The 12,108-nt window shown below is 71.1% G+C and carries 11 protein-coding genes; 3 read left to right on the forward strand and 8 right to left on the reverse strand.

What is annotated here, in order from left to right:
• Positions 1-13: 13 nt before the first annotated feature.
• The 5 genes from VO99_RS25310 to VO99_RS25330 form a co-directional block, all read right to left on the reverse strand.
• Positions 14-2,500, reverse strand: coding sequence for a methyl-accepting chemotaxis protein (locus VO99_RS25310; protein WP_232315538.1), 2,487 nt, complete (start codon positions 2,498-2,500; stop codon positions 14-16).
• A gap of 35 nt (positions 2,501-2,535) precedes the next feature.
• Complete coding sequence (locus VO99_RS25315) at positions 2,536-3,084, reverse strand: chemotaxis protein CheW (protein WP_046115733.1); 549 nt, start codon at positions 3,082-3,084, stop codon at positions 2,536-2,538.
• A 21-nt stretch (positions 3,085-3,105) separates the two neighbouring features.
• On the reverse strand, positions 3,106-3,471 hold the full coding sequence (locus VO99_RS25320) for a response regulator (protein WP_046115734.1): 366 nt from the start codon (positions 3,469-3,471) through the stop codon (positions 3,106-3,108).
• A 27-nt stretch (positions 3,472-3,498) separates the two neighbouring features.
• Complete coding sequence (locus VO99_RS25325) at positions 3,499-3,915, reverse strand: response regulator (protein ID WP_310733676.1); 417 nt, start codon at positions 3,913-3,915, stop codon at positions 3,499-3,501.
• An 82-nt stretch (positions 3,916-3,997) separates the two neighbouring features.
• Positions 3,998-4,150: a rubredoxin gene (locus tag VO99_RS25330; protein ID WP_046115735.1), complete on the reverse strand. Its 153-nt coding sequence runs from the start codon at positions 4,148-4,150 to the stop codon at positions 3,998-4,000.
• 178 nt (positions 4,151-4,328) lie between these two features.
• On the opposite strand from VO99_RS25330, the gene thiD reads away from it, so the two are divergent.
• Both thiD and hemL read left to right on the forward strand, forming a co-directional pair.
• Entirely contained in the window at positions 4,329-5,288 is a 960-nt protein-coding gene (gene thiD, locus VO99_RS25335; protein WP_046115736.1) for a bifunctional hydroxymethylpyrimidine kinase/phosphomethylpyrimidine kinase, read from the forward strand.
• A 20-nt stretch (positions 5,289-5,308) separates the two neighbouring features.
• Positions 5,309-6,604 carry a glutamate-1-semialdehyde 2,1-aminomutase gene (gene hemL / locus VO99_RS25340; protein WP_046115737.1) on the forward strand — a complete coding sequence of 432 codons (1,296 nt, stop codon included), beginning with the start codon at positions 5,309-5,311 and terminating at the stop codon, positions 6,602-6,604.
• Positions 6,605-7,151: 547 nt separating this feature from the next.
• On the opposite strand, the gene VO99_RS25345 is transcribed toward hemL, so the two are convergent.
• Both VO99_RS25345 and VO99_RS25350 read right to left on the reverse strand, forming a co-directional pair.
• Complete coding sequence (locus VO99_RS25345) at positions 7,152-7,628, reverse strand: DUF6152 family protein (RefSeq protein WP_046115738.1); 477 nt, start codon at positions 7,626-7,628, stop codon at positions 7,152-7,154.
• A gap of 22 nt (positions 7,629-7,650) precedes the next feature.
• On the reverse strand, positions 7,651-8,073 hold the full coding sequence (locus tag VO99_RS25350; RefSeq protein ID WP_232315540.1) for a hypothetical protein: 423 nt from the start codon (positions 8,071-8,073) through the stop codon (positions 7,651-7,653).
• A 47-nt stretch (positions 8,074-8,120) separates the two neighbouring features.
• On the opposite strand from VO99_RS25350, the gene mpl reads away from it, so the two are divergent.
• Positions 8,121-9,476 (forward strand): UDP-N-acetylmuramate:L-alanyl-gamma-D-glutamyl-meso-diaminopimelate ligase, encoded by a 1,356-nt coding sequence (mpl, locus tag VO99_RS25355; RefSeq protein WP_046115740.1) that lies wholly within the window; start codon positions 8,121-8,123, stop codon positions 9,474-9,476.
• Positions 9,477-9,514: 38 nt separating this feature from the next.
• Here mpl and VO99_RS25360 read toward each other — a convergent pair.
• A partial coding sequence (locus VO99_RS25360; RefSeq protein WP_046115741.1) for a zinc-dependent metalloprotease occupies positions 9,515-12,108 on the reverse strand: 2,594 nt, incomplete at its 5' end.

The following is a 12,108-nucleotide window of genomic DNA, read 5'->3' on the forward strand; positions in this document are numbered from 1 at the left end:
GGCGCCCGCGGCGTCAGTTGATCTTGAACCGGGCCACGGACTGGCTCAGCTCCTCGGCGGTGCGCGACAGCTCGCGCACCATCTGCGAGGTGGAACGGGTGCCTTCGCCGGTCTGCTCGGTCACCGCGAAGATGTGCTGGATGTTGGCAGCCACCACGTTGGCGCCCTGCGCCTCGCTCAGCGCCTGGGCGGAGATCTCGGCGATCAGCTCGGCCAGGCGGCGGGTCACCCGCTCGATGTCGGCCAGCGCGGAGCCGGCGGCGTCGGACAGGCGGGTGCTTTCCACCACGCCCTGGGTGGATTGCTCCATCGCGGCCACCGCATCCTGGGTGTCGGTCTGGATGGTGCGCACCAGCGCGGCGATCTGCCGCGTGGCGTCGGCCGAGCGCTCGGCCAGCCGCTGCACTTCCTCGGCCACCACAGTGAAGCCGCGGCCCGCCTCGCCGGCCGAAGCGGCCTGGATCGCGGCGTTCAGCGCCAGCACGTTGGTCTGCTCGGTGATGTCGGAGATCAGCTCGGTGATCTCGCCGATCTCCTGCGAGCTTTCGCCCAGCCGCTTGATGCGCTTGGAGGTCTCCTGGATCTGGTCGCGCATGGTGTTCATGCCGCCGATGGTGTCCTGCACCGCGGCGCGGCCCGATTCGGCCGCCGCCAGCGACTGGGCTGCGACCTCGGCGGTCTGCTGCGCCTGCGCCGACACCTCGTTGATGCGGCCGGCCATCTGCAGCACGGCCTCGCCGGTCTCGTGGATCTCGCGCAGCTGCTCGGTGGATGCGGCCAGCAGCTCGGTGGAGGTGTCCTCCACCTTCTGCGTGGTCTCGGTCAGGCGGCCGGCGGCGGCCTGCACCTGGGCCACCAGCGAGCGCAGTTCCTCCACCGTGTAGTTCACCGAGTCGGCAATGGCGCCGGTGATGTCCTCCGTCACCGTGGCCTGCTGCGTCAGGTCGCCCTCGGCCACCAGCTGCAGCTCGTTCATCAGGCGCAGGATGGCGGCCTGGTTGGCATCGTTGACCCGCTTGGCCTGCTGCTCCTGGCGCTCGGCCTCGGCCCGCTGGGCCTGCGCCAGCCGGGCCTGTTCGCCCTGGTCGCGCACATACAGCCGCACGAAGCCGCCACCGCCGAGCAGCGCGAGCAGCAGCCCGCCGCCGATCAGCGGCAGCGCGGCGCCCAGGCCGGCGGCCGCGGCACCTTCGCTGACGCCGGGCAGCGCCTCCAGCGCCTGGCGCAGCGGCTCCACGTCGGCCACCACGGCGGCCTGGGCCTGGCGCGCGGCCAGCAACGCCGGCAGCCGCGGCAGCACCGCCTCGGCCTGCACGCGCAGCGGCTCGTAGGCGGCCAGCAGCGTGGCGATGCGCTCGCGCAGCGCGGCATCGCGGGTGCCGGGCAAACCCAGTTCGGCATTGCCTTCCAGCAGCAGGTTGGCGGTGTCGCGCAGCGCCGGCAGATCCTTGCCCAGCAGCACCACCGCTTCGGGGCCCAGGCCTTCGGGCGTGGCGTATTCGCCGGCACTGCGGCCCAGGCGCTGGGTGAGCATCGGCAGCTGGCTGGCCACTGCCAGCTCGGCAGCCGAGGCACCGGCCTGCACCTTGCCGCTGACCACCGCCTGCGCGGCTTCCAGCAGCTGGCCCGACTGGCGCGCCACGCGGCGCAGCGCCTGGCCGGCCTGCTGCAAGCCTTCCTGCTGCGACAGCACGCTGCCGGTGTTCTGAACGATGCGCTCGGCCAGCGGCAGCACCGTGGCCGCCTGCTCGGCCGACAGCGGCTGGGCCAGCCTGCGCACGGTGGTGCCCAGCTGGTCGCGGCTGGCTTCGGCGGCGGCGAAGGCATCGGCCTGGCCGGCCACCGCCAGCGGCAGCACCCGCGCCAGGCGTTGCGAATGCGCCAGCGCCTGGCCCACCGCGTTGAGCTGCTGGCTGCCGCGGCTGGCCGACCCCAGCGCCAGCACCACGCCCACGATCAGCATCAGCAGGCCCCCCAGCATCAGCAGCGCCAGCATGTTCCGCTGGCGCGACACCGGCCAGCGGCCGATCAGCGGCAGGCCGCTGCCGGCATCGCCGGCCGCGGGCGCGGGCACCGGTTCGTTGAAGCGGCTTTCCAGGTCGTCGTCCGCGAGCTCGGACGGCCGGCTCTCGGCGATCAGCGACGCCGGGCCGGCCACGGGAGCAGGCGCCGGCGCGGGCCGCGCGGCCGGGGCCGACGCGGTGCTGGCCACCGGCGCGCGCGGCGCGACGACCGGGCCGGCCGAGACCGGCGGCGCCAGCCCGGCGCCGGTGCGCGGAAAGTTGGTGGCGGTGGCCGCGAACGGCTCGTCGTCGTCCAGCGGCGCGGGCCGCGTGGGCAGCGGCGTGGCCGGGTACGGCGCGCCGATGTCCATGTCCAGGTCGATGTCGGGCGCCTCCGGCGTGGGCCGGCCGAAGTCCTCGCCCACCTGGGTCACCGGGCCTGCCGGGTCTGCCGCCTGTCCATCGCCCTTGGTCTTGTACTGATCGAGAAAACTCATTGCTTCACCCCGGGGCTGACTCGTGTGCTCGGGCGCTACTGGCCCGCGATGGCAAGGAACTGAGGATCGTCGGCCAGGGCCGACAGCAGGATCTCCTGCCAGGCGCGCCCTTCGGCGTCCCGGAAGCGTGCGCCGGCGAAGGCCGGGCGGACGGGCCCCTGGGCTTCATCGGCAGCGGCGCTCTCGCGCTTGAGCTGGCTCTCGTTGCGCAGGCCGGCCAGGCGCTCCACCAGCAGCGCGCAGTTCAGGCCGCCGGCCGCGTTCAGCGCCACCAGCCGGGCCGGGTCGCGCGTGCCCTCGCGGGCGGTCTCGGTGCGGCCCAGGCCCAGGAAGGCGGCCAGGTCGACCACGCCATGCAGGCCGCCGCGCAGGTTGGCCACGCCGACGAACCAGGGCTTGGCATGCGGCACCGGCAGCAGCGTGGCCAGCGGGAAAATCTCGCCCGCCTGCTGCAGCGGGAACAGCAGCCCATGGCCGTGGCACTCCACCGCCAGCCAGGACGCCACCTGCTGCTGCGTGCGGGCCGCCTGCAGGCGATCGGCCAGGCGGGCATGCAGTTCGCGCAGGGCTTCGCGGTTGGCCATCGTGTGCGGTGCGCGCTCGGGCTAGTCGAAGGCGCGGATCTTGGCGATCAGCTCGTCCGCATCCACCGGCTTGACGACGTAGTCGCGTGCACCCTGGCGCAGGCCCCAGACCTTGTCGGTCTCCTGGTTCTTGCTGGTGCACATGATGACCGGCACGCCGGAAAAGCGCGGGTCGCGGGTGATCGAGCGGGTGAGCTGGAAGCCGTTCTGGCCCGGCATCACGACGTCCATCAGGATCAGGTCGGGCAGGTCCTCGCCCAGGCGGCGCAGCGCCTCGTCGCCGTTCTCGGCCGTGCGCACCGCATAGCCGCGGCGGCCCAGCAGGTCCGACAGGTGGTACAGCTCGGTCTTGGAGTCGTCCACCACCAGGATCTTGCGGATCGTCATGTCGTTGTTCCTTGGCCGGGCGGGGCGTCAGGCGGGGCGCCGGTGCTGCGCCACGGCGCGCAGCAGCTGTTCCTTGGTGAACGGCTTGGTCAGGTAGTCCTCCGAGCCCACCATGCGGCCGCGGGCCTTGTCGAACAGCCCGTCCTTGGACGACAGCATGATCACCGGCACATGGGCGAAGCGGGGGTTGCGCTTGATGATGGCGCAGGTCTGGTAGCCGTCCAGCCGCGGCATCAGGATGTCGCAGAAGATCAGCTCGGGCTCATGGTCGTTGACCTTGGCCAGCGCATCGAAGCCGTCCTCGGCCAGCACCACCTCGTGTCCGCCCTGGCGCAGGAAGATCTCTGCGCTGCGGCGGATGGTGTTGCTGTCGTCGATCACGAGCACCTTGGCCGCCGTGGGCGGCGCAGCGGTCTCGGACAGGGTGGGAAACGGGTCGCTCACGGGCGAATCTCCTTCACGCACGCCGGCGCCGATGCTGCGGCGGGGCGGGCAGACTGCAAGGCCGCCCTCCTGGGCCGGTCCGTCAGATCTGGACCATCTCGAAGTCTTCCTTGCGAGCGCCGCATTCGGGGCATACCCAGTTCATGGGCACGTCGGCCCACTTGGTACCCGGCGCAATGCCGTGTTCGGGGTCGCCGGCGGATTCGTCATAAATCCAGCCGCAGATCAGGCACATCCAGGTTGCGGGTTCGCTCACGTTATGCAGTCAATCACTACAATAAAGGGGCATTGTAGCCACGCGGTTTTGCCAAAAGCTGAGACCGTGCAGGTACATGCAACACATTCTTGAAACTCCTCTGGAGGTTATCGGCACCCTGCTGCTGCCCTTGAGAGGACGTACCGGATCCCACCCCATGAACCCCCAAAACCAACCGCCCCCGGCCGACGAAGTGGCCGAAGAAGGCGTCGCACCGGCCTGCGTGATGAGCTTCAACGCCAGCGACGCCAGCGGTGCCGGCGGCCTGGCCGGCGACATCGCCACCATCGCGGCGATGGGCGCCCATGCGCTGCCGGTGGTCACGGCCATCGTCATGCGCGACACGGCGGAGATCTTCGACCGCCACGAGATCGAGGGCGACGTGGTGGCCGAGCAGGCCCGCGGCATCCTGGAGGACGTGACCATCGCCGGCTGGAAGGTCGGCTTCCTCGGCTCGGCCGAAGGCGTGAGCGCCGTGGCCGAGGTGCTGAGCGACTACCCCGACGTGCCGCTGGTGGCGTACATGCCCAACCTCGGCTGGCTGGAGGAGGACGACCACCAGAGCTACGTGGACGCCTACCGCGAGCTCATCCTGCCGCAGACCGAGGTGCTGGTGGGCAACCACAAGACGCTGACCGACTTCCTGCTGCCCGACTGGGACAACGAGCGCCCACCCTCGGCACGGGAGCTGGCCGTGGCCGCCGGCGAGCACGGCACGCGCTTCGTGCTGGTCACCGGCGTGATGCTGCCGGCCAAGGCCAAGGGCACCGAGCAATGGGTGGACAACGTGCTGGCCTCGCCGCAAGGCGCGCTCACCGGCGAGAAGTTCGAGCGCTTCGAGGCCAGCTTCGTGGGCGCCGGCGACACGCTGTCGGCCGCGCTGGCCTCGTTGCTGGCCGCCGGCAGCGAGCTGCAGGCCGCAGTGGGCGAGGCCCTGGCCTTCCTGGACAACAGCCTGGACGCGGGCTTCCGCCCCGGCATGGGCAACGTCATCCCCGACCGCTTCTTCTGGGCCCTGCCACCCGGCGAGGAAGAGGAAGGCGAGCCCGGCGAAGACCCCGGCTCCGGCCCGCAGGGCGAGCCCGACGGCAGCAACCTGCCTAGACAAGTGCATTGATCCTTTCGCCTGCAGCACCCATGACCGACAAGAACGCTGAACTCTTCGAACGCGCGCAGCGCGTGATCCCCGGCGGCGTGAATTCGCCGGTGCGCGCCTTCCGCGCCGTGGGCGGCACGCCGCGCTTCATCCAGCGCGCGCAGGGCCCCTACATCTTCGATGCCGAGGGCAAGCGCTACATCGACTACATCGGCTCCTGGGGCCCGATGATCCTGGGCCATGGCCACCCCGCGGTGCTGGAAGCGGTGCAGAAGGCCGCGCTGGAGGGCTTCAGCTTCGGCGCGCCCACCGAGCGCGAGATCGAGCTGGCCGAGGAGATCATCTCCCTGGTGCCCAGCGTGGAGCAGGTGCGGCTGGTGAGCAGCGGCACCGAGGCCGCGATGAGCGCCATCCGCCTGGCGCGGGGCGCCACCGGCCGGCCGATGCTCATCAAGTTCGAGGGTTGCTACCACGGCCATGCGGATGCGCTGCTGGTCAAGGGCGGCTCGGGCATGGCCACCTTCGGCCACCCCACCAGCGCCGGCGTGCCGCCCGAGGTGGTGCAGCACACGCTGGTGCTGGAGTACAACAACCTGGAGCAGCTGGAAGAAGCCTTCGCGCTGCACGGCGACCAGCTGGCCTGCGTGATGATCGAGCCGATCGCCGGCAACATGAACTTCGTGCGGGCGCAGGTGCCCTTCGTCAAGCGCCTGCGTGAGCTGTGCACCCAGCACGGCGCGCTGCTGGCCTTCGACGAGGTGATGACCGGCTTCCGCGTGGCGCTGGGCGGCGCCCAGAGCCTGTATGGACAACTGATCCCGGGCTTCCAGCCCGACATCAGCGTGTTCGGCAAGGTGATCGGCGGCGGCATGCCGCTGGCGGCCTTCGGCGCCTCACGCGCTGTGATGAGCCTGCTGGCGCCGCTGGGCCCGGTCTACCAGGCCGGCACGCTGTCGGGCAACCCGGTGGCCACGGCCTGCGGCCTGGCCACGCTGCGCGAGATCCGCAAGCCCGGCTTCTTCGACGCGTTGAGCGCGCGCACGGCCGAGCTGGTGCAGGGCCTGCAAGGTGCCGCCGAGAAGGCCGGCGTGCCGATGGTGTTCGACCACCAGGGCGGCATGTTCGGCTTCTTCTTCGCGAATGAGCTGCCGCAGCACTACAACGCGGTGCTGGCCACCGACAAGGAGCGCTTCAACCGCTTCTTCCACGCGATGCTCGATCGCGGCGTGTACCTGGCGCCTGCGTTGTACGAGGCCGGGTTCGTGAGCGCTGCCCACACGGCCGACGACATTGCGGCGACGGTGGCGGCGGCGGGTGAGGCACTGGCTGAGGGTTGAGGCTCGTGCTTATGCGCGGAGGTGACATGCCGGGTGTGCGCTGTTTGCGCAGGGCCGTGCGGGCCGGCCCGGGGGCTTAGCTTCCGCGGTCGGTGCTGCGCACGGAGGTGCCTTGGCACGGCGCCACGGTCTGCCGCTACCGTGCTGCGCCGTCGGCCGCTGCACGGCACGGCACGGCAGAGCGTGCTTGCCGGCGAGGCGGCGGCAGCAGCCTTTTCGCACCGGCAGAGCAGAGCCGCGCGGGGGCGGTGCCCGGTGGGGCGATTTGTGGGGTGGCGAGGAGCGCAGCGCCGAGGTCGGCGCGCGCAGCGCGCTTCGTGAACTGACTCGCGGCCGACTGTTTGAGCGGCAGTGAGCGAAGCGAACGAGAGCGAGTTGGGCCGCGCGACCTCGGCGCGAGCACCGCAGCGAAGTCCGGCCCGCAGGGCCGGACCACCCCAGCATGAGTCCCGCCGGGCACCGCCCCCCGCGTGGCGGCCGAACAAGACGGCACCTGCGGCCTGTGCGGCCGAAGGCAACCGGAGCAACGGCGAATGCCACCCGGCCCTCAAGCCGGCGACGACCTCAGGCCGTAGGCCTTGCCGCCCACCCACACGTACTCCGCCCGCAGCACCGGGTCGCCCTTTTCGCCGGTGAAGGTGAAGCCCAGCACCGCCACGTCGGTGCCTTCGGCGATCGGCGGCATGCCCCAGGCCTGCAGCCGGGTGAGCGGCGCGAGCTCGATGGTCCATCGCCTGTCGTTGCGCGTGGGCAGCCGGGCGGCCTGAAGCAGCGCCGGGCCGTCCACCGGCGACGCCTGCGCCGGCACCGGGCGCTGGGCCAGGTCGGCCGGCAGCTGCAGGTTCGGCGGGCGTTCCAGCGTCAGCTCCGCATGCGGATTGCGCCAGACCACCTGCACGGCCTTGCCCTCCAGGTACAACGGCCGCTGCTGGTCGAAACTGCTCCAGCCGTGGTGCGCCCAGGCGCTGCGCGCCAGCATCAGCGCGCCCGGCACGGCGATTGCGAGAACCTGTCTGCGTTGCATGTGTACTCCTTGCTTGCAAGCGTCAATAAGCCAGCCACCGACCGCAGATGATGACCGCCAGCCAAAGCCCCAGCGAAAGCGCGGTCTGCCCGCGGGCGAAGCCGTCCAGCCGCTGCAGGCCGCCGCGGGAGTGGAACAGCAGCGCATTCAGCCCCGCCAGCATCACCAGCCCCAGCTTGACGATGAACAGCCGGTTGGCCAGCAGCTCGGCCGGCTGGCTGCCGAACATCATCAGCCCGCTGCCCAGCACCAGGCAGAAGCCCAGCACCGTTACCGTCAGCGCCAGCCGCGCCAGCGGCCCCACGGGCAAAGCCGCGGCCAGGCCCCACACGCGCAGCTCCAGCAGCACCAGCGGGCCCACCAGCAGCGCGATGCCGGCGATGTGCACCACCTCCAGCGCCGGATACAGCCAGGCGTGCTCCGCAATCCAGGTCAATCCTTGCACCGCGGCCTCCCCGGGCAGGCAATGGACCGCCTCCTAGAATCTTCGCCATGCATATTCACATCCTCGGCATCTGCGGCACGTTCATGGGCGGCCTGGCCGCCCTGGCGCGCGAGGCGGGCCACCGGGTCACCGGCTGCGACGCCAACGTCTACCCGCCGATGAGCGACCAGCTGCGCAGCCTGGGCATCGAGCTGATCGAAGGCTTCGATGCGGCGCAACTGAAGCTCAAGCCCGACCTCTTCGTCATCGGCAACGTGGTCACCCGCGGCAATGCGCTGATGGAGGCCATCCTCGATGCCGGCCTGCCCTACACCAGCGGCCCGCAATGGCTGGCCGAGCACGTGCTGCAGGGCCGCCATGTGCTGGCCGTGGCCGGCACGCATGGCAAGACCACCACCACCTCCATGCTGGCCTGGATCCTGGAAGCCGCGGGCCTGAAGCCCGGCTTCCTGGTGGGCGGCGTGCCGCAGAACTTCGGCGTCTCCGCGCGGCTGGGCGAGGGCGCGCCCTTCGTCATCGAGGCCGACGAATACGACACCGCCTTCTTCGACAAGCGAAGCAAGTTCGTGCACTACCGGCCGCGCACCGCGGTGCTGAACAACCTGGAGTTCGACCACGCCGACATCTTCGACCGCATCGAGGACATCGAACGCCAGTTCCACCACCTGGTGCGCACCGTGCCGGCCAGCGGCCGCCTGGTGGTCAATGCGCGGGAGCCGGCGCTGCAGCGCGTGCTGCAGATGGGCTGCTGGAGCGAGACGGTGCGTTTCGGCCCGCCGCGCGAGGAGCCCGGCGCGCTGCGCGCCCGCGGCGAGCCGCATGCCTTCGACGTACTGCGCGGCAGCCTGAAGATCGCGCGGGTGGACTGGCCGCTGCTGGGCGAGCACAACCAGCTCAATGCGCTGGCCGCCATCGCCGCGGCCGAGCACCTGGGCGTCGATCCCGAGGTGGCCGGCAAGGCGCTGGGCAGTTTCGAGAACGTGCGCCGCCGCCTGGAGCTGCGCGGCGAGGCCGGCGGCGTGAAGGTCTACGACGACTTCGCGCACCATCCCACCGCCATCCGCACCACGGTCAACGGCCTGCGCCGCAAGGTGGGCCTTGCGCGCATCCTGGCGGTGTTCGAGCCCCGCTCCAACACGATGAAGCTGGGCACGATGAAGGCGCAGCTGCCCTGGTCGCTGGAAGAGGCCGACCTGAGCTTCTGCCATGGCGGCGGCCTGGGCTGGGACGCGCGCGAAGCGCTGGCGCCGATGGGCGCGCAGGCCTCGGTGCACGACAGCATCGATGCGCTGGTGGCCGCCGTGGTGCGTGCGGCCAAGCCCGGCGACCACGTGCTGTGCATGAGCAACGGCGGCTTCGGCGGTGTGCATGACAAGCTGCTGAAGGCGCTGCACAAGGGCTGAAGCCCGCCATGCAGCGCCGCCGGGCATGAGGCCCGGCCTCAGCTGCGGACCATCGTGGCCCGCAGTGCCTCGTTCAAGGTGCTCAGGCTTTCCTGCAGGTGGGCCCGCGTCTCGGCACTCACGCCGCTGCGGCCCGCACTGGCCTTCAGCTGAGCCTGCAGCTCGGTGGCCTGCATGCGCACCAGGCTCATCGCATCGGCCGGCAGGTCGCTGGGCCGCGTCAGCAGCGCCTGCACGCGCTTCAGGTGCTCGCGCTGCAGGTTGCGCCGCATGCCGTCGATCTCGCCGCCCTGCTTCAGTTCGCGCCAGATGGACGACTGCAGCGTGCCGTACACCTCGTTGAGCGTGAGCGCGCCGTTGCGTTCACGGGCCGTCAGGTAGGCCGGCAGGTCCAGCACGCGCTGGGCGGTGCCGGCGGTCATCAGCCGGTCCAGCGCCTGGGTCTGCAGGCCCAGCACCAGCGTGGGGATGCTCACCGGCTGGCCGCGCTCCCATTCGTTGAAGTCGGGGCTCAGGCTGGCCAGGAACTCGGGGCGGAAGCGGAAGCTGTCCACGCTGAACACGCTGTCGGCCAGGAAGCGCAGCGCCTCGCGCTGGCGGGCGGGCTCCACCGGTTTGTAGGTGGGCCGTCCGGTGGTGCCGGGCAGGTCGCGCTGCACCACCATGCCGCCCACGTACTTGGCGGTGAGCTGCGGGATGTCGCGCAGCTGGCGGAAGCCGCTGGCCAGCACCCGGCGTTCGCGCTGCGGGTCGTCGCCCGGCCGCGCGCCGCGGGCCTGCACCCGGTCCCACAGCTCGCGGGAGAGCGCGAAGCGCTTGCGGTACCAGGCCAGCGGGTCGTCGCCCAGGTCGAAGCGGTTGGTGTAGGGGTCGATGCCGCCGCCGCGGCCGGAGTCGGCATCGGCATCGTCGGCATAGGCCAGCTGCGGCTCGGTGCTGCGCGCGGCGATGCGGCCCAGCTCCTGCGCCTCCTGCTCGCGCGGGATGGGCTTGTAGGCGTATTCGATGGCCCAGTAGTCGTAGGCGCCGAGCGTGGGCGTCACGTAGTTGCCCTGGCGCTCGTTGGCCAGCGCGATGTTGAACGGGGTGTAGTCCATCACCGAGCTGACGATGCCATTGGCCTCGGTGAAGCTCCTGTCCTGCAGCTGGTTGCGGTTGACGGTGGTGGAGGCCTTGAAGTTGTGCTTGAGACCTAGCGTGTGGCCCACCTCATGCATGATCACGTCCTTCACGTAGGCCTGCACGATGGCCTCCACCTCGGGGCTGTCGGGCGGCAGCTCGGCGCGGGCCGCCAGCAGGTCGAAGGCGAAGGCAGCCTCGTCGGAACTCTGCTCGGCGTAGTCGCAGAAGGCGTTGTGCTGGTGGCGGCCGAAGGGCTGCGCAAACGACTGCAGCTTGGCCGGCGAGGTGCCCAGGTCCTCGGTGGCGAAGCGCCGGGCGCCGCGGGCGAACACGTCGCTCATCGCGATGTCGGCATCCAGGATCTCGCCGGTGCGCGGGTCACGCACGCTGGGGCCGCGGGCAAAGCCCACGTCGCTGCCGACGAACCAGCGGATGGAGGCATGCGAGGCATCCAGCGTGTCGAAGGTGGCGTCGTCCGGTTGCTGCTTCACCACCACCGCATTCTTGAAGCCGATGCGCTCGAAGGCCTTGTTCCACTCCAGCACGCCGGCTTCCACCGAGGCGCGATAGCGCTGCGGGATGTTGCGGTCCAGCCAGTAGGTGATGGGCTGCACCGGCTCCGACATCGCGGCGTCCGGCTCCTTCTTCTCCAGCCGCCAGCGCGCCACATGGTGCACGCGCAGGTTGGGCTTCAGCTCCTGGCCGTAGTCGGTGAAGGCATCGGTGAAATGGCCCAACCGCGGGTCGGCGGCCCGCGGTGCCATCGGCTGCTGCGGCAGCTGCTGCAGGCTGTAGACGATGCCGACGAACAGGCTGCGCGGGTCGGGCGTGGTGGTGGGCGGCGACGGCATCGGCGTGGGCGTCGGCGGCCGCACCAGCGGCGGCGCCGGGATGCGCGGCGTGACGAAGTGCAGGTTGGCATTCAGCGAGGTGCTGTTGCCATCGGCGCGGGCCGACTCGAACCATGAATTCCCGCGATCCAGCCCGTAGGGCAGCCGGTAGGCCGCTTCCAGCAGGGTGGAGTAGCCGACGATGTCCGACAGCAGGAAGGCCGCGTCCACCAGCACCGACTTGCGCTGCGGATGCTCGGCGCTGGCCACCGGCGCCGCGCCCAGCAGGCTGTCGGAGAAGCTCTGGCGCACGGTGCGGGCCAGCGCCGGGTCGCCGGAGGCGACGAAATCGGTGTTCTTGGCCACCAGCTGCACGGTGTTGCCGATGCGGCGCAGCTCCACCATCCAGCCGTTGGCCATCTGGCCGCCGTACAGGCCACGCTCGCCCACCGACTGGCTCACGCCCGCCGTCAGCAGGAAGGGCTTGCCGAAGCGGTCGGAGGGGATCTCCAGCCACACCTTCTCGTCCTTGCGCCAGACGGGGAAGAAGCCGTCGTCGACCTTGCCCTCGCGGATCACGTCGGCGAAGGGGCGCGGCGCGGCGGGGTCGGGCCGGGCGGCGGCGCCAGGCGGCGGTGCGCCGGCTGCCGACGCACCGGCCGGGGCCGAGGCCCCCGCGG

Origin of the sequence: Aquincola tertiaricarbonis, from assembly GCF_000969605.1 — a bacterium.
Lineage (GTDB): Bacteria > Pseudomonadota > Gammaproteobacteria > Burkholderiales > Burkholderiaceae_C > Aquincola > Aquincola tertiaricarbonis.